This is a genomic window from Bacteroidales bacterium (genome assembly GCA_035342335.1).
GTDB lineage: Bacteria > Bacteroidota > Bacteroidia > Bacteroidales > JAGONC01 > JAGONC01.
The window spans coordinates 2635-22502 of record DAOQWY010000015.1; the positions used below are offsets into that span (position 1 = coordinate 2635).

9 protein-coding genes and 1 tRNA gene are annotated in these 19868 nt (G+C 51.7%); 2 read left to right on the forward strand and 8 right to left on the reverse strand.

Going from position 1 to position 19868, the window contains the following annotated elements:
- Positions 1-219: 219 nt before the first annotated feature.
- The 6 genes from PKI34_08685 to PKI34_08710 form a co-directional block, all read right to left on the reverse strand.
- Entirely contained in the window at positions 220-2586 is a 2367-nt protein-coding gene (locus PKI34_08685) for a hypothetical protein (protein HNS17883.1), read from the reverse strand.
- Positions 2583-3722, reverse strand: coding sequence for a DUF4249 domain-containing protein (locus PKI34_08690; GenBank protein ID HNS17884.1), 1140 nt, complete (start codon positions 3720-3722; stop codon positions 2583-2585). Before PKI34_08690 ends, PKI34_08685 begins: the two co-directional genes overlap by 4 nt.
- The gene (locus tag PKI34_08695; protein HNS17885.1) at positions 3712-6510 is read right to left on the reverse strand and encodes a TonB-dependent receptor; all 2799 of its coding nucleotides are present in this window, start codon (positions 6508-6510) and stop codon (positions 3712-3714) included. The genes PKI34_08690 and PKI34_08695 overlap by 11 nt, the downstream gene beginning before the upstream one ends.
- A complete protein-coding gene (locus tag PKI34_08700) occupies positions 6507-7250 on the reverse strand; it encodes a hypothetical protein (GenBank protein HNS17886.1) in 744 nt (247 codons plus the stop codon). The genes PKI34_08695 and PKI34_08700 overlap by 4 nt, the downstream gene beginning before the upstream one ends.
- Before the next feature lie 171 nt (positions 7251-7421).
- Complete coding sequence (locus PKI34_08705; protein HNS17887.1) at positions 7422-8819, reverse strand: Gfo/Idh/MocA family oxidoreductase; 1398 nt, start codon at positions 8817-8819, stop codon at positions 7422-7424.
- A gap of 201 nt (positions 8820-9020) precedes the next feature.
- A complete protein-coding gene (locus PKI34_08710; protein ID HNS17888.1) occupies positions 9021-10085 on the reverse strand; it encodes an AI-2E family transporter in 1065 nt (354 codons plus the stop codon).
- Positions 10086-10202: 117 nt separating this feature from the next.
- Here PKI34_08710 and PKI34_08715 point away from each other — a divergent pair.
- Positions 10203-10277 (forward strand) — tRNA-Pro (locus PKI34_08715).
- Between the two features lie 318 nt (positions 10278-10595).
- Here PKI34_08715 and PKI34_08720 read toward each other — a convergent pair.
- On the reverse strand, positions 10596-13637 hold the full coding sequence (locus PKI34_08720; GenBank protein HNS17889.1) for a GEVED domain-containing protein: 3042 nt from the start codon (positions 13635-13637) through the stop codon (positions 10596-10598).
- A 103-nt stretch (positions 13638-13740) separates the two neighbouring features.
- Positions 13741-14610: a mechanosensitive ion channel gene (locus tag PKI34_08725; GenBank protein HNS17890.1), complete on the reverse strand. Its 870-nt coding sequence runs from the start codon at positions 14608-14610 to the stop codon at positions 13741-13743.
- Positions 14611-14736: 126 nt separating this feature from the next.
- Between PKI34_08725 and PKI34_08730 the strand changes: the two genes are divergently transcribed.
- On the forward strand, positions 14737-19836 hold the full coding sequence (locus PKI34_08730) for a hypothetical protein (protein ID HNS17891.1): 5100 nt from the start codon (positions 14737-14739) through the stop codon (positions 19834-19836).
- The last annotated feature ends 32 nt before the right edge of the window (positions 19837-19868 follow it).

Consider the following 19868-nt stretch of genomic DNA (forward strand, 5'->3'; position numbering starts at 1 on the left):
GTATGCCTGCTGCGTTCTGTCGTCTCCGCTCTGAGGAGCGGGGTAAGTATGCCTGCTGCGTTCTGTCGTCTCCGCTCTGAGGAGCGGGGTAAGTATGCCTGGTGCGTTCTGTCGTCTCCGCTCTGAAGAGCGGGGTAAGTATGGTTTAGGGTAAAAGCCAGGCTCTATATCTGTTAATCCCGAAAAGCCGGGATTTGTTACCCTGTGATTTGAGACTTTTTAACGGTCCTGCGTGACCCGAAAGATACTTTTCCCAGAGTAACACTTCCCGTCGCTCCCCATCCCCCTGACCACAACGTCATAATCCCCGCAATGATCGGAAGTGTAAAATGTAAAAGCTGCCTTGTGCTTGCGCAGCACCAGACCGGGATCCCAGTGCAGCACGTTGCGGAAATCGGGCATGCGGCCGGTCTTTTGTTTCTCTGTTGAATAGTCATATACAGGAAAGTCGGCCGGTGGCGTGATCGTCTGATAATCCAGAAATACGGATCCTGCGGGGAAGGAACTTCCGGCGAAATTTTCGGTAATCGTGTAAACCATCAGCGCACCGTTCAGCACAAAATCACCGTGGATGTAAGGGTGATTGATCACCTCGATGCGGTCAACCAGGGCAGGAGGGACCTTGAGCAGCTCATCAACGCTGCTCACCGGCACGTTGTCGAGCAAAACCAGGGGATCCTCGTACACCTCCAACCGGTCGTTGGTGATCTGCACCTGGTAATGATCCTTCTTTTTCCGGATCTGGACAAACGGCACGATCTCCCAGAATACCTCATAAAGGCTCGTCATCCCGATGTAATCCGACAGGACCACCTTCACCCGTTCCTCTGCGAACAGAATGTCGGCCGCCGCCCCTGGTGACACCTCCGGCAAAAGGGGAGGATTGAACCGGGTGACCTGCGCATTGATCCACGTTTCTTCGATCTTGTCCCTCAAGGATGAATCCAGTACCGGGACCAGGTCAAGTTGATCGGGGAACTGACCGGAAAAATCCTGGTGAACGAGGATCTCCACGTTATGATCCTTTTGTGCATGCGGCGCCAGGAGGATATGCTGCTCCCCGGTGAGGTTGTTCAGGGGAAAAACGAACCGCCCGTGGGGGTCGGTTCTGGCCATATGCAACTGCGACTGGCCCAGTACACTTAAAATGACCTGCGCAGCCGGAGCTCCTTCCTTCGTCTTTTTGCTGGTCACCTGGCCGCTGAGGCTGACATCCCGGATATCAGGCAGAAAATTCAGTCCGCCGCGCTCCATTGCTGCCAGTCCTGACCGGAAAAGAAGCGTATTGACACGCGGTGTGTAAAGGATCATGCACAGATCGGCCTGCTCTGTCAGCTTATCATCCCAAATCTCAACCTGACCTGAAAGTGAATGGATCAGGAATGGGTTCCGTATGGAAGAACCATCCAGCTGCGAACCGGACGTCCTTTCCAGACCCTGCTTGACGACCGCAACCGTAAGCCTGATGGGCTCATCCTTCGTTCCGGGAGCCTGGATGCTGACCGTCGCCTCCTCCCTGCAGGAATAGACGGACCGCTCTGTTTCAACCGTCAGCGATTGGGCCTTTGCAGGCGGGATGAATGCCGGCAAAACGTGCAGGATTTCACCTGTTGATTCTTTCAGGACCAGGTAGATCATCCCCCGGTATAAATCCGGGTATGGAATAACCAAACGTAGCGGCATTTGAGACCGTTTTAAGCGTATCTCATCCAGGGTGATCATCTCGGCCGACTTCACACAGAGGATGAGGCTGTCGCCTTTGTAATCGCTTTCAGGAAGCACTCCGCCCGCCTGGTATACCAATCCTTCCGGGGTATGTCTCAGGGATGGGGAGAAACCTGTACGTTCTGCCGGGGGCAGCGGCCCGGTGATCGTATCGCCTTCCTTTCGAATGATCCTGAGGGCGTAGCTGAGCGAATCCACCGGCGTGAATTCGCAGACGCCCAGCCCGCCGGGAAACATTCTGACCGGGGCAACCGTTCGCCCCCGCTGGTCGGTCAGCAGCGCCCTCAGCTTTGTCCCCGGCCCGCCGGTCTCAACCCGTACTGCGATCCTGGATGGGCATCCTGAAACCAGACTGCCCCCTTCGGGTATGATGATGATCTCATCGGCCGGCTCGAGCTTATATTCGTAGGGTATGTCGGGGTTGATGATCGTCAGGCATTTCATCGCAAAGCTTTCCGGCGGGAAGTTCCGCTGATAGTTTGTGTAGGCTCTCAGCAGGCAGGCATCTGTGGCGGCCTCTGCAGGGATCTCCAGGCGCCCGGAAGCCACCCTGTCGCGCATCGGGAATTTTTCCCGTAAAAGGACCTCGTGCTGGCTGTTGAACAGCTCGACATACACAACCTGGCTCATCTGCTTCATTGCTCCTGCATTGGTCAGCGAACAGGTTGCCGTGAACCAGATGTCCTCACCGGAGATGTAGAGATCCCGGTCGGTCTGCAGCACGATCCGCTCCAGGGGGAGCGTACCCGGGGGAAACGGTCCGGGGATCCAGGCACCCTGGGCCGTCAGTTCCGGGGGAACCCATAATGATCCTAAAAGTCCCCAAAGCAGTATGATGATCCTGTTTTGCATCTTTTTCATTCCCAGAAATCAGGTTCTTCAAGAACCCCGCCGTTCAATGTACAGTCAAAGCATGCATCGGAAGCGTATCCCCGCTGGCCCTGCGCGTTCTCGGTCACATAGATCGGCCAGTAGGATCGTGGCATGAAGTACAGGGACCGCATGTCGGTGATCAGCTCACAGACCGGGTAGTAAAACGGAACGTCCAGGGGCCGCTTGACAAAGATCCGTATGGAGTCGAGTCCTCCGACCAGGAAATAGCCCAGGACGGGCTCGCCGGGGTCATCGTCGTTGCTGACATTGCCTCTTATCTGGTAGGGTTGTTTTGTATAAAGCTTTCCGGCATCCACCATCAGGTTCCTGACCTGATCGTAAAAGGAATGGGCGTCGGCGTCAATGGTGTACTGATGGACAAGCAGGCTGTATTTGACCTGCAGGCGACGGGATTCCGTATCCACATAATGCAACGGATAACGGATGAGAGTGGGGTTCGTCAGGTTGAGCGTGTGGGCGGTGAAAAATTCATAGACGTTCTGCGTGGTCCAGCAGGTGTGCACCGAGTCCCTGTTGCTGAATTGCTCCCAGTACCCCATATAAAGATAATCAATGAAAAAGTCGGTATGGAACAGAAACGTTTCCTCGAGCTTCCACAGATAGTAGTTCGAGTCATTTTCCGCCCGGTAGGTATCCAGGTAGAACTGTAATCCGGCCAGGTCATGGTTCAAATCAGGGATTTCGCGATACTCAACTTCCGTGTAAACCGTATCGATGCCGACCGGGGCCAGAAGCCTCTGAAAAGGGGAGGAGTAGGTCTTGCTCTCCGGAGTGATGATCCAGATTCTGTATTGCCGTCCAACGACCCCCCTGAAATTTTCCGATACAGTGACGTACAGACCCGGTTCGGTCTCGGTGAGCGATTCAATGTTCCCGGCATCATCCTCAATGGTGACCGTACAGGCTGGTAAAGGTTCATATTTCGGATGATTTACGTCGGATGTCACCGACAACCTGACAGCATACGGTCCGGTTCCGTTCGTCAGGGTCCCGTCGACGACCATCAGCGGCTCGTAATCGCTGATATCCGGCCAGTATTCATCAATGCAGGCAGTGACCAGGATCAGGCACAGGAAAACGATCAGGATGTTTTTAACTGTCATAGTTGCCCAGCTTGAAATTATAACTGACCGAAAAAATGGGTACCCCGAAGATGGACAGGCGGTAAGCCTTGATCATGCCCGTTTCGGTCGTAAAATATACCGAATAGGCATTATTTCTTCCGGTGAGATTATAGACTGAAAATGAAAAGGAACCGTGGAGCAGCTTCCTGGCCTTCAGGTTCCCCTCTATGTTCATCGACAGATCCACCCTGAAATAATCAGGGATGCGGTACTCGTTACGCCTTGAATAGTGGGTGATCTGCGTTTCGTTGAGGTAATAGACCGCAGTGGGATAGGTCACCGGTCTTCCTGTCGAATACACAATGTTTGATGAGAAACTCAGGCGTTTTGTAATGCGGTAGTTGAGCACCAGATTGGCCGAGTGAGGCTTGTCGAAGTTGGCCGGATAAACTTCGCCAAAGTTGTTCATCTCCCCGGTCACCGGGTTGTTCGCCTGCACCAGCGCCCTCGACCAGGTATAATTGACCCAGCCGTTGAGTTTTCCATAGGATTTTTTCAGCATGAATTCAATCCCGTAGGAGTCCAGGTCTCCCTGGATCAACTCGGTCTCGATCAGATCTGCTTCGGTCAGATCGGCTCCGTCCTTGTATTCCACAAGGTTACGGATGTTCTTGTAGTATCCTTCGAGCGAAACCTCGAACATCTCACCCAGCAGTGAGGAGTACAATCCCAGGGTGTACTGGTCGCCCGTCAGCGGTTTGATATGATAGTCGCAGAGCTTCCAGATATCGGTCGGGGAGATGGCAATGGTGTTGGAGAGCATGAAAAGGTACTGGTGAAGCCGGTTGTAGCTGGCTTTGACCGACAGATGGCCGGTCAGCAGGTAGGTTGCGCCCAGCCGGTAATCCAGACCGTTGTAGGTCTTGATGAGTGCATTGTTTCCGTAATGCAGCGTATCGGTCAGGTTAATGGCCTCAACCGGGTACCCTGGCTTGTAGGTAAAGACGGTCTTTGGGCCGAGGTAGGTGTAAACCGTGTAACGCAGACCGCCGTTCAGGATCAGCTTGGGCGCTGCTTTCCATTCATCGCCGGCATAGATGGCCGTTTCGATGCCCTTTTCCGGCTCATAACTTTCCGGGATCAGCGTGGAGGCATCGCCATAAGGCAGCAGGTCGCCCCTGGCTGCCTGATAAAGGATCGAATTCAATCCCACATCGACTGTGTGGTTTAACGAAGGCCTGAGCGTAACGGAGGATCTGAGTTCGTAATGCCCGAGGGTGAAGGATCGTTCATAGGCTTCCATCGCATATTCGGTATTCTTCTCGCCAAGCCTGTACCGGTTATAGATCAGCGACAGTGCAGCGGAATGCCTTTGCCCGAACTGATTGTTCCACGCAAGGGAGGCGCCGGCATTCCCGTAGGTATAGGCGGAGAGTGTGGCGATCTGTGCATCGTCGTAGCTCCCGTACGAGAAAAAATCGATCCTGTTGCGGTCGTCCAGGCGGAAGGTCAGATTGGCGATGCCATCTGCAAAAAAGGCACTGCTGTTGTGGATGTCCGGCTCCTTGATCAGATTCAGCACCCAGTCGGAGTAAGTACTTCTAACGGCCAGCATATAGCTGCTTTTATCCTCTTTGAAGGGGCCCTCCACCAGCAGGCGGGCAGCTACCGGGCTGATGCCGCCCCTGAAGGAGAATTTTTTCAGGTCCCCCTGCCGGCTGGCAACGGAGAAGATGGAAGAGAGTCTTCCGCCGTATTGAACGGGGATATGGCTTTTATAGATCGAAAAATCACTGACTGCTTCGGGATTGAACGATGAGAAGAACCCAAAGACGTGAGAGGTGTTGTAAACGGGTACGCTGTTGATATAGAACAGGTTCTGGTCAACGGGGCTTCCCCTGACATTGAATCCGCTGGTGGCTTCCCCGACCGTTTGAATCCCGGGCAGCAGCAGGGCCACCTTGATCAGGTCCTTCTCACCGAGGACAACGGGGATCTCTTTGATCTCTTTGGTGGAAAGCCGTTCATACCCCATCTGCGTCCCTTTCACGCGATTGAACCGGTCGGAGGTGATCTCCACCTCCTCCAGGGCATATACCCGGTGGTCGAGAACCACGTCGAGTCTCCCGTCGGAGAGCAGGGTGAGCTTGTACTTTTTATCAAAACTGCCCAGGCTGCTCACCGAAAGCGTGTATTTGCCCAGCGGCAGCACCAGCTGGTACTGGCCTGAATCATTCGTGACCGCAAGGCTCCGTGTTTCCTCGACATAGACATTGGCCTGCACGGCCGGCGAATGGTCCATTGCGTTGGTGACCTTCCCCCGGATCGTTGCCTGCGTACTGCCAAATCCCTTGAGCTTCGAACCGATGATCACATTCTCGACAATGAATTCCCGGTAGGTGTCCAGAAATCCGCTGACAGTGGCCTCCCTTTCATTTCCGGCAGGCAAGGTCTCATCTTTTGCGTCCTGCAACAGCGTAATGTGGCAGATCTCCGGCAGGGCGGACCGGATCCGGCGATCCTTGAAAATGAAAACATTCCCGGCCCGGTCGGTGGACACTTCGAACCCATAGGGTGAAAACAATTCCGTGAGAAATCCGGTCAGCGGAACAGAATCCTGTTCAATGGATAGGGTCACCTCAGGAAGGCTGTCAGGATCATAATAAAAACGGACAGGATAGGCATTTTCAACGGCAGCGACAAATTCATTCCAGGAGATCCCATCCGGAAACCCTGACACCACGACCTGATCAACCTGAGCCATCGCAAAGAAATGCCATCCAAGCAGAAAGCCACCCATCAATCCGTACTTTAAATGCTTCCTCATTCTGCCGACGGATAAAATTGACTGCAATAATCCAGTAAAAGCTTGATTTGACTGCTGGTGGCCTTGCGGTACCGGATATGGTTCTTATGTAAGAACCGCCTGATCTGGTCCTTTCCTGACGGAAAAAAGGCCAAAAGTGATTTCGTTGAATAAACAGGGTACCACTGGCCGGTATGGATATAGTGGCGGGATGCCTGCTGCGACCACAGACCGTGGGGTGTGGAAGCGGAGTATTTTCGGATGTATTCTTTATGATATCCTGAAACAAAGGTGAATCCGTTCCTGTGGATCAGCTCATAGAAGGCCGTATCCTGCTCACCCAGCGCCAGGTGTTTGTTGTTGATGAAAAGATGGTCGTCCAGGTAAAGGGAATCCATCTTCCAGCTGTTGAGGACGATCCTGACGGTGGCGCCCTCTTTGAACACGGCGTTCAGGATCATTTTTTTCGTTGTAAGGTCATAGCTGATCTCCTGGCGGTCGAACCTGCGGCCCTCGACATACACGGTTCCGTTGAACCATTCCTCCCGTTCGAAAAAGGGATGGCGGTCGATCAACGGACTGGACGGTATATAAATGCTTCCGCTAACCAGCAGGTCGTCGCTGCCATAGGCGTCGGTAACCCACTCAATGAATTCGGTCCCTGAAGCGGGACGAAATTCATCTGTTGGCTGAGCAAGAACGCCTGCAGCACACATCCAGAGGATCAGGGTGAATGGCCCGTATCTTTTTATTCCTCTCATAATCAATGCATTGAACCTAAAAAAAGATGATGACCCCATCAAAAAGGGTTTCGATCAATGATCTTGATTCCGTCAATAAAAGTACAAGAAATATCGCAATCAAAGAGGATCATCGTTTTAATGTACGCCACCCCTGCCAGCAGGGGAGGAGTGCAGGAACCCGCGATGGATTCATTCCACGATGCCCAGCGGGAGTTGCGATTCCCATTCCCCCCGCGTGAAGTCGGGCACTTCGGCCGGTTGACTGTGATTTCGGACCGATCGTTCGCTTAATTCCACGATGCTTGACCAGGCTGCGGCATCGTACACATCCTGGTCGAGCGGCAGGCCGTTGCGCAGGCAGTGGATCAGCCGCCAGTCCATGATGAAGTCCATCCCGCCGTGGCCACCCACCTCTTTTGCTTTTTCGCCCACCTTCCGGGCCAGCGGATGTTCGTATTGCTGCAGCATTTGATCCATTTTTTCTTCAGGCAGCCATTGATGGGATTCAGGTTCCAGGGCGATACGCTGATCGGGCCATTTCTGGGCGATGCCCTTTGTGCCGCTGATCAGGTGGATGCGGCTGTAGGGGCGGGGACTGGTGGTGTCGTGCTGGATCAGGATCGTTTTGCCACGGTGTGTCCTGACCAGGGTTGTGTTCATGTCGCCCAGCTCATAATGCTGACGTGCTTCCGGGGAATCGTTGCCAAATGTATTGGCAGCGTAGAGGCTCATGCCGAGCTGGTTGGCCGACATCGAGGTCAGGTACGCCATCCGGTCGCTGCGGTTGATCCCCAGGATCTGGGCTACGGGACCCAGCCCGTGGGTGGGGTAGGGATTTCCCGTATGTTTCATGCTGTGTTTCAGGCGCCACATAGCGTGGTATCCGTTTTCCTTATCGAATTTCAGCCAGCGCAGATCGTGGATGTATGCACATTCGGCATGCATGATCTCACCGAAGACGCCCTGGCGGGCCATGTTTAGGGTGGCCAGCTCAAAGAAGTCGTAGCAGCAGTTTTCCAGCATCATGCAGTGCCGGCGGGTCTGTTCGGCCGTATCGACCAGTTCCCAGCATTGTTTCAGCGTCAGGGCGGCCGGAACCTCCACGGCGGCATGCTTCCCCTGCTGCATGGCATGGATCGCGTTGGGCGTATGCAGTTCCCAGGGCGTACAGATGTACACCAGGTCGACGTTTTCGAGCTGGCACAGGTTCATCCAGTCGTTTTCACCTGCCGCGAATCCTGCCGGTTGTTGTTTTCCCCTATCGGTGACGATCTGTTGTGCCTTGCCGACCCGTTCGGGCAGCACATCACACACTGCGCTGATCTCCACCCCTTCCACAAAGAGCAGGCGTTCCACGGCCTCCATTCCTCGCATGCCCAGGCCGATGACACCGATGCGGACCTTTTCCAGCGGTTCGCAGGCCAGGCCCATCACGCTTTTCTGACCGCGGATCCGGTTCGGTGACCGCGATTCGCCGGGCGTCGCTGACCGGTCCGCTGCCAGGCTCCTGAGACCCAGTCCGACTCCTGCTGCTCCCAAAGCAGCGGTTTTGAGGAAATTCCGGCGGGAGGTTGATTGGTTATTCATGGTTATTTGTGGTCATTTGCTCGGCCTTTCAGGCCTCGCGTTATTTGTTGTCATTTGCTCGGCGCGGAGTTTATCCCGACTTTCGTCGGGACGTCGCTTCGCTCCACCGTCGACCGCCGACCGCCGACCGCCGACCGGCTACCGGCAACCGCCTACCGGCTACCGGCTACCGGCTACCGCCGACCGGCTACAGGCTACCGGCTACCGGCTACCCTTCCTCCTCCCAATACCGATCCCTCGCTTGGTTTTGGCCACCAGGATCGACTTCTGACTGCTGTCTTCTGTCTTCTGATCATCACTCAACGCTGCAAACACCTCCTTCACCGCCATCGTAAGTGGAACGCTGACGATCCCGCCGATGATCCCCAGCAGAAAGGTCCAGAAGATCAGTGAAATGAACAATTCGAGAAAGGATATTTTCAGTCCCTCCTTCATGAACAGGGGCCGTACAACATTGTCGGAGATTGTATTGATGATGACATAGCCAGCGATCAGGATCAGGGCCTTCTGCCAGCCGAAAAGGATCAGCGCCAGCAGGGCCGGGGGGATCATGGAAATGATGAACCCGATGGTGGGGATGAAGCTCAGGAACCAGGCCAGCACTGCCCAGAGGATGGCATACTCGATGCCCAGGATCCAGAGCAGGATCAGGTCGGCCAGGGAGGAAATGAACCCTGAGAGGGCCGTGACCGACAGGTATTTGGTGATGTCGTTGCTGAACGGGCCAAAACGGGAAAGGACCAGGTGGTTGCGGAGTGCTCCGCCGGCCATTTTTTTGTTCAGTACCAGGAATTCAAAAAGGAAGACCACGACCAGTATGCTGATGAAAAAGAAACCGCTTAACATCGAGGCGATCCGCGACAGGGTAGAGGAAGCGAGGGTCAGGATCCTGGCGGGATCGAAGATGCCCCATGACCAAAGTTTGGACGTATCGATACCCATCGAAACGAACCATTCGTTCACGGTTGAGTACAATGCCCTGACCTTCACCTCATAAGCCGGCAGATCGTTGATGAAGCGTACGATGGAATTTCCGACAAGGATGCTCACCAGCGTACCCACGACGAGCACCAGGATGAACGTAAGTGCCACGGCCCCGTACTTCGGGATCTTGATCCTGATCATCCAGTTGGTCAGGGGTAAAATGGCAAAAGCCAGCAACAGTGACAGCAGGAACGGGTTGACCAGGCTGGCGATCTGGTGCAGCCCGGCCGCCAGAATGACACAGGAAGCCCCTGCAATCAGGTATTTATTCAGTCGATCCATAAGGTCTTGATTGGTTAAAACCAAACAAATTTAGCCTCTAAATCAAATATCTGATCAAAAATGCGCTAAAAAACCAAATTTATCCTAATTTTGCACCACCACACCCACACCCACACCCGGGGTGTAGCGCAGCCTGGTTAGCGCGCTTGACTGGGGGTCAAGAGGTCGCGAGTTCAAATCTCGCCACTCCGACAGAAAACGAAACTCCTGATAATTAGGAGTTTCGTTTTTTTTTGTACCCCACCCCTGCACGAGGTTGTATCAAAAGTCATTTTACACCGCAAAGTCGTGAAGCCACTAAGAAAAAGAATATTGATTATGAGGACTTTGCGTCTTTGCGGTTTTTATTATAATAATTCCTTTTGTCACAACCTCGACGGGGGAGGGGTAAATGGTTAAATTCTTCGGTGCTTGCGCCAGAAAAAAGGATCCAGGGATCTCCCTGGGGTTTATGCCAGTTATACGGAATGTGAAAATTACCCCGACCGATCCATTAAGATTGCACAGTCATCAGTAATTGACCGGCACAACACTAATCCAGGTACTGGTAGTGTATGTCGGGTCGGTAAAATAATCAATGTTGGTGAAGATCATCGCCGGATCGTTCCCTGTACCGCTGTAGCGAATGATTCCATTCATATCCACGTCTTCCGGATAGTAACCGGTGACGATATCGTTCATTGCAGGGGAGGGGATCAGCGATCCGATCCGGACAAACACATAGGATTTATCATTGTTCGCTCCACTGTACCTTAACAGTTTATCCCAGTTGACGTCCCCGGCTATTTGCCCGTAAACTCCTGTTTCAAGGGGGAAGACCGCGTTGGAGGTTCTGTATGCATTGGCGGCGGAGGCCGTCAGGTCATACCTGGTGGCCTGGGTATTGGGAAGGATAATGGCGCTGGCGGTCATCACCGGAAAGTGATTGCGGTGATAGATGACCACATAATAAGAATTTCCCTGGACAATCTCATTGAATAACGGCGGATTGACCTGATCGGTGCCGACAATCCACCCATTGCTCAGCAGAAGGGCTGACTGTCGTGCCACCAGGGTGCTGGCCAGCGTATCCGTTCGGAGCTCAACAACGACCCAGTCCACTGCATCGGCGTTAAAGGAGGTTACCGACTCGGTGCCTTCGTAAGCCAGGGGTGTGGTTGCATAGGGTTGAAGGAGGGGTAAGTAGCTGCCTGCATTCAGGTCGGTCCGCATCAGGTCCGTGGCGGTGTTGTAGGCTCCCTGCAGGAAGGTCTTCAGGTATACATAACTGTCTGCAGGTGTTTCAGGACCGATCAGGATGGTAAAATCCTCAACCTCCCCGTAAGTGAACGATTCACAGTAACCGGGAGCACTGCCATACTTCATGGAAACACGCATCCTTGTGGTTACGGATAAATCAGAAGGAATAGCCACTGAACCGGTAACCGCGTTTTTTTTATTGCTGGCCGTAAAGACCTCTTCGCCGGAATCCGAAAAGTCCCCATCATGATTGTAATCGATCCAGATCTTCCAGTATTCAGCATACACAGTGCCTGCATATGCTGGAGTCAGGATGATACTGTAAGTTTCTCCCGAATTGACAGGAATGGTGTCGGAAGTGAAATTGGAATAGCCTGCAGCACCGGAATTTTTGGTAAAGGAACCAAAGGCGACCTGCGCGATCCATTCATCCGAATAGTCAGCGCTACCTGAAGCACAATAGGCCAGATCGACCTGAATGTAATTCGTCTTGGTTTCTGTGTCGCTTTCATCCCCATCGCTCACAGTCAGGGTGACATCATAGATCCCGATCGTGTCATAGGTCACTGTTGGGTTTTCCAGGGTGCTGGTGGCTGGTGTGCCACCCTCAAACTCCCAGGACCAGGAAGTTGGACTGCCAGTGGAGAGGTCCGTGAAAGCAACGGTCCCCCCGGGGAGCGGTGTGGTCGTGCTTGCTGAAAAATTGGCCGCCAGCGGCATCGTGCCGATGATAAAGCTGGCAATTTTGGTTTTCCGTGCGCCCCCGGTCCCGATGTACTCAGAGGTGAACCAGAAAGTGTCATCATCCGTGGGATCAACCTGCATGCCCGAATAATCACCCCAGCGGTTATAGGATGACTGAAAATAAACGCCATCCTGGATGATCTCCTCCGGTACATCGAGGATGCCGCTGGCGGTGGCATATCCATCAGCTGACTGTCCGCAGTAGCGAATGGCCGGGTAGATGGAAGAGCTGGAAACAGAATATCCCAGGCCGATCTCGTTCTGCCCGTTCAGCACAATGCTTCCCATCCACCGGGAATGACTGTCCGGAGCATACGTCCCCTGCTGCCTCACCGTCCAGTCCCCGCCGGAAACCCTCCGCAGTTCATACCATCGGATCCCGGCGTGGTCGGTGGCATCCACATCAACCGTATGACAACAGAGAATCGTCTCATAGGTGTTGAAATTCCGGTACTGAGGTGGATTCATGATCACCTGGGGAATGGCGTCCAGTTCCTGCGAGGTTCCCAGCTGTTTGATGTTGTCCCAGTTGCTGCCGAAATTGCTGTCGAAAGCTGCCACGTTCACTTGTTGGGAACGGGTGAAGGTGGAGCTGGAAGGCGTTGTCCAGTCAACATCCAGTTCGTAGATCCAGAGCTGGTCGCTGCCGCCGCCGATCGCATCATCGTTGATGGTTATGAACAGGCCCGGTTCACCTTCGGGGGCAAAAGGGCCGTCGTTATCCAGTGGCGGCACGCACATGAAACCGTCGATCGTGGTCGGGCGCCAGGGATTGTTGAAACCAACAGCCTGAGCCGTGCCACCGATGAGCATTTGATCTCTTTCAAGGACATAAATGTCATTGCCCGTCGAATTATTGGTGCCCAGGTAATATCCATCCCGCCAGATCCCGAACTTCGGATAATCGGGCATGTCGGCAACATCGAAGGAGTATTTGTGCCAGGTACCGGTTGGATCGCTGGTAGTTGACACAGCTACCAGCAGGTAGTCGTTTGAGCCGCAAATGGAAAATTCGGCTACCAGCCATCTGTTAGCCTGCTCATCATACAGGACGATGGGATCGCCATCGTTGCACGTAGATCCGGCGACGCCTGCGAAAAGCGTATTCAAAGCGGAGGGGCCGGCAACCAGCATTCCGGATTTATCATAGATGGCATAAACCGTATTGATGGTTTGCATATAATGGTTGGGCCCCACGGAACCATTGGCATCAGGAGGGTAGTAGGGCGAATCCTGCCCGTTGAAGTTAAGGATTGGGGCCCTGGAAATGCGATCGGCCCCACCTTGCCTTTGCCAAACCGGATCCGGGCCCTGGGGAAGCGCTGTGGCTGCAAAAGGATATGATCGTGTCCGTAGCTTGGGATTGAGCAATTTTCGTTCTGCTTTTTCCACCATACGTTGCCAGTCGGCCTCAGTGAGGGTCGGCAAATCCCGTAATGGCGGGGTTTCCCCAAGGTATTCACCGGTAATGACACGTGTGGGTGTGATCTGTTGATCCTGGGCGTTCAGGGATAAGGAGACAGATAACAGCCAAAGCATTCCGATGAACGAAGAAGCATATTCTTTCATATAAAAGAATTAAATCCATTGAATTAGGATCGGTTACAACAGTGTTGACAGCTTGTTTCATTTGAAATACCAGGCGTTGTATCCGTGGATGATCGCTTTGGCATCAATCCATTTCAAACCCTGTTCTCAAATGGATATCCCGCTGCGGATAGGGGATCTCAATCGCATTTTCCTTGAACCTGGTAAATATGGCATAATATAGCTGGCTTTTCAGAATTATGGGTGTATCAATGTATTCGGAAGTCCATACACGCAGGATAAAGTTGAGGCTGCTATCGGCAAACTCATCAAAAAGCACCTCGGGCCTGGGGTTTTTCAAAACACCCGGATTTTCATCCGCAACCTGAATCAGGATTTTACGGATCATTTCGGGATCCTCCTTGTAGGACACCCCAACCGGGAAATTCAACCTGACATTTCTGTCATTATGACTCCAGTTAATGACCCTTGAATTAATAAAATCAGAATTGGGTACAATGACGGTGATATTGTCGTTGGTGATGATGGTGGTGGCCCTGGCTGAAATCTTCACAATATTACCAGAGAGGTCGTCAATTTCAACTCTGTCACCCACCTTTACAGGCCTTTCAAAAAGGATGATAATGCCGCTGATAAAATTATTGGTGACACTTTGTAATCCGAATCCGATCCCAATTCCCAGCGCTCCTATCAGTATTCCCAGAGCGCTCAGGTCGATTCCGGTGGTCTGGAATATGATCAGCAATCCCAGCAGGACAAGAAAGTAACGCACAATGTTTGCAATGGCCTGGCTAACACCAACATCGAGGTTATACCTTGGGAATATTTTTTTTACGAGCAGTTTTCGGATCTTTGACGCCAGAAACAAAAGCAGAAAAAGAGAAATTATCAGAAGAATGATAGTCCTGGTGGTGAAAATACTTTCACCGAGGTGGAACAATTCAAGGTTCCATACCGAATGAAACCAATCTACTACTTGATCGAAATTCTTCATGGTTGTCTTATGCAAATCTATATAAATTCGATTATCTTGCAATGCAGAACATAATTTTTTAATATTGTACTGTCAAAGTGCCCATCGAAGGAATCATTTTTCATTGGTGGGGAAAATTTTCCATCTATGACTACGGCAAAACGATTCGGGACATTTGGAGGGGTGTTCACTCCTTCGATCCTGACCATTCTCGGAGTCATTATGTATATGAGACTGCCGATGATTGTCGGGGAAGCGGGATTATTCGGCACACTGGGTATCATTTTCATCGCCCATCTTATCTCCATCACCACCGGACTGAGTGTATCCTCCATTGCCACTGATAAGAAAGTAAAAGAGGGCGGCACCTATTACATCATTTCGCGAAGCCTGGGACTGCCCATCGGCGGGACCCTCGGCCTGGCCCTTTTTGTCGGATTGTCTTTTGCCGTGAGCCTCTACCTGATTGGTTTTTCAGAAAGCTTTCTCGGATACTTCAATTTACCGATGGACATCCGCTCCATCCGCATCACCGGAAGTATCATTCTCCTGGTGGTGACCATCATTACCTTCATCAGTGCTTCTCTTGCCATCAAAGCCCAGTACCTGATCATGATCGCCATGGGGCTGTCGCTGCTCTCGATTCTGATGGGCCGGCATGACATGGCACCTTCATCGCCCAATTTTTTCGGACAGGGCACTGGTATTCCGCTGATGGTTCTGTTTGGTATCTTTTTCCCTGCAGTGACGGGCTTCGAAGCGGGCGTTTCCATGTCGGGTGATCTGAAAAATCCCAACAGATCGATCCCGAGGGGTACCATTTCGGCCATAATCATTGGATTGGTCGTTTACATCATTCTGGCATTTTTTTATTCCTATAAAGTGGATGCCGGGTTGCTGGCCACGGATCCCCGTGCCTTATTCAAAATAGCCCTGGTACCGGAACTTGTGATCGCCGGTATCTGGGGTGCCACGTTGAGTTCAGCCCTTGGAAGTATCCTGGCTGCCCCCAGAATCTTGCAGTCCACCGCCATCGACCGAATCACCCCCCGTATTTTTTCCAGGGGCGCGGGCGTTGCCAATGAACCACGCAATGCCCTTTTGCTTACCTTCCTGATCGCTGAAGCAGGTATTCTGATCGGCGAACTGAATGTTATTGCCCGGATCGTCTCCATATTTTTCATCACCACCTATGGATTTTTGAACCTGAGCGCTGCCTTTGAACGAATCACCAGTCCCGATTTCCGGCCATCCTTCAAAACACCGGCCTGGGTTAGCATTCTGGGATCGGTGGCCTGTTTTATTGTAATGATCCAGCTTGACTTTCTGGCCATGATCGCTGGTGTGGTCATCCTGGGATTGCTTTTTGTCGTACTCAAGAGAAGGCAACTGGTACTGGAAACCGGGGATACCTGGAGCAGTGTGTGGGCTACAATGGTCAGGACTGGCCTGCGGCGATTGAAAAAATCCTCCGAGAATACCCGTAACTGGCGGCCCAATATCATTCTTTTTTGCGGGCAGGATACGGCAAGACCTCATCTGGTTGAAATGGCGAAAGCCTTCAGTGGCCGACTGGGCATGTTTTCCGCCTTTGAACTGGTGGAATCCAGGGAGCCACGACTGATCAAGGACCAGCGTTATTTTTCCGCGTCAGGGAAAAAGGATGAATTCCTCATTCATCAGCATAAGTGCCGCAACATCTATGAGGGCATGGATGAAATTGCCCGTGTATATGGTTTTTCAGGGATTGAACCCAATACGATCCTGATGGGGTGGAGCAAAAATGCAAAAAATAAGGAGCAGTTTTTGCACCTTATTCAAGGCTTTAAAGAAAGTAATTTCAATAGCATTTTATTGAATTACAATACTTCGAAAAAATTTGGTGAGAAAAAAACCATCGATGTCTGGTGGAGCGGCAAGGGCCGAAACCTTATTTTTTCGACCTTTCTCCTGCGACATTTCACTTCGGAGGGTGACTGGAAAGATGCCCGTATCAGGGTAATGGTCATCAATAATGTCCGTGCCAGGACAGAAAGCCTGCACAAGATCCTGCAACAGATCCTTACCCGGTACCGGATCACCATGGAAATTAAAATCATTGACAACAGTGCCGACGGATTGCCGGCTAAAGATGTCATCTGCAGGGAATCAGGGGCTTCGGACCTGACATTGATCGGTTTACCCGACTTGGAGTACCAGAACATCGATCGTGTTTTTGACAATGTCCTTACACTGTCGCAGCATCTTGGTACCTTCCTGCTGGTGAACAGCTCCTCCCATTTTGAATCGTTTGATCTCGGCATGGAACCGCAGCCTGATGCAGGGCGCACCATCCTCCCGCCTCAGGATCCGGATCTGCCCGCCGTGGAGGCTCCTCCATACCCTGTTGTTCAGGAGGATATCGCCAAAATGGATATCCATGGAAGGCAGATGCACGCCCTTTTCTTTGAAAAAACGTTCATTCCTGTATTTCAGGACCTTGAAAAGCTTGCCGGGGAAATCCATTCAGCCATTCAAAAGGTTTTTGACCAGATTGATCAGCTTGGCGACCTTCCCGATGCATACCGCAGGACAAAAACCCTGATCAAGATCAGCAACGATTTTTATTTCAGAACCAGCAGGATCTTCACCGATCTCATTTCCAGGAAACTTGATCTTCAGAAGTCAACGCTGGATAGCGGAATCAACTGGTACATCAACCAGCTTGACCAGGCCCTCCTGCAATTTCCGGCCAGGATCGAGATTCCCTATGAAACGAAAGACCTTGCCATACGGAAAAAGGACCCCTTTTTGCTGAAGTGGTTTAAATTCCGCAGGCGCATAACTCATCTCCGCCCCGGCGCAACCTGGATGGCAAAGATCCACTATCAGGAGATCGCGGCTTATTATCTGCGAAACAATCAGCATGTTTTTCTCAGTGACTTTCTTGAACAGTTTCAAAATGACCTGTTCAACCAGTTATCGGAAAGCCACGCGCTGACCATCTCTGTGGATGAACTGCTGGAAACCCTCCTAAAAAAAGCATCGAACAAGGATGAATTTCTGGATGCAGTCATCAAACACCGTCGGATCATCGAAGATAAAGTTGCTGCGTCAAGCGAAGGGATCAAGAAGCGCACCGAACAGGAGCAGCGTCGTCTGTTAGCGGAGTTCCACAAGAACCTTCAGCGGATGAGTAACGACCTGGGAAAGGCCGATGTCAATTTCCGGATACGCCGAAAACGCGGAAAAAGGAACCATTATGAGAAATTGATTCAGGAAAATGCCGGATTCGCCGAAACATGGTACGATCAAACCCTCTTACAGGTCAATAAGATCCACCTGGACCTACTGGTACAATCATACAGGAATCGCGTCAAAGACAAGATTAATGAGCTGTATTTGTCCATCAATCAGCAATTGAACAACCGTTACTGTCTGGAACTTAAAAAGGTTCGCTCAAAACTGGAAAAGTTCAGCGGGAATGTGAACGAGCTCACCGGTTTAAAAAAGCGCATCCAGGCGATCAATAACGACCTTACGTTTTTGCAGGACTTTGACACACTTGGGGATGAGGTTCTCAAATTGACAGAGTTACTACCGGAGAGCATCGTTATTCCTTCCGGCGGTTCAGCAGAGGCTCAAACGGATGAATCACCAGAGCCACAGGAGGTCCCCCTGCGTAAGATCACTCGCTTTTACATCGAATCGGGGTTCCTTGGCACGATCCACGACCAGCTGGAAGAAAGCACCGAAAAGTTGAAAGGCCCGATACTCACGATCCAGGATCTGTTGACCCTGACGTATTTTAATCTTCAAAATATTCCTGACGATCTGTCGGATAAGACCCGTGTGATCGTTTCCATTGTTGAGGAGGCCAGTGAGAAGATACAGAACGAAGAGGAAAAGATACGCCGGGAGGAGGAACATATCATCAATGGGATCGACAGATCGTTACAGGAAGTGTTCGGTCAGCTTACCGTTTATCGGATTCCTTTGACATTATCCAATTATTCACGCTTTTTACGTCAACCCCAGGGTAAAACTGTACGAAAGAAAGTGGACATTTATTTAGAGAGGTTGAATCAGGCTTTCAGGCGTCTTCTGGCAAAGGTGCTTTATTCAAGAAGTGAGGGAATACTCCTGGCCAGGAAGATCACGGAAACCGGGCCCGGAGTGGAGGGAACACAGCGGATCATTGACCTGGCTGAACAGGTGCGTCCTAAAGACAAAGTACTCGAAAAATTGCCCCAGTTTTACAAAAATCTGTACAGCGGCCGATCAAGTATCAACGAAGACTTCTGGATCCGGCGTGAAAAGGAAGAGCAAATGTTCAGGATCGCTGTGATGCGGCATCATTCCGGTTACGGGGGCGGGATCCTGATCCTCGGAGAGCGAAATGCAGGGAAGACGACTTTTTGTAAGAATATGGCCGCAAAGCTTCTCAGTTCAGAACAGGTTTACCATCTTTTTCCCGTTCCGGAAGGCTCCTGCCAGGTGTCGGAATTCACAGCCGAATTGGAGAAAGTGACCCGTACACAGGGTTCCGTTGAGGAGATCCTGTCATCGCTTTCCTCAGATAGTGTTTTGATGATCCACGATCTTGAACTCTGGTGGGAGCGTTCGGTACAGGGATGGGAAGTGGTCAAACTGCTCAAGCGGATGATCAACGATTACGGCAGAAAGGTCCTCTTTGTGGTCAACATGAACCCGTTCACCTATGACCTGATGCAGAGAATGGTCAAGCTTCAGGAGGCTTTCATCAGCATCATCACCCTGAGTCCATTTGATGCATTGGATCTGAAGGAAATGATCATTCGCAGGCATCATTCAAGTGGTTTGAAGTTTGTCTTGAACAAAACGGATGAGGAAGAACTGTCAGAGATACGGATGGCAAGCCTTTTCAATGCCTATTTTGATTACTCAGAGGGTAATCCCGGAATGGCCCTCAAGGCCTGGCTTGCCAACATCACCGGGGTCTTCGGTCAACGGATCCACATACGACCTCCGCGCCTTCCCGATATGAGTAGGTTGTCGCAACTGGATGAGGACTGGAAACTGGTGCTGATCAATATGATTCTGCAAAAAAGAATGGATTGTGATAAAATGGCCAGGATATTCCATATGGATAGTGTACGTGCAAAAGATATCATTATCTCGATGGAAAGGGTTGGCCTGATCGAAGAACGAAATGAAAACCTGTACAATGTGAATACGTATCTGGAACCGCATCTGGTTAGGGCATTCAAAAAGGAAGGATTTGTATGATCTGGTTCCAGCCAATTTCATAAACTGCTGAG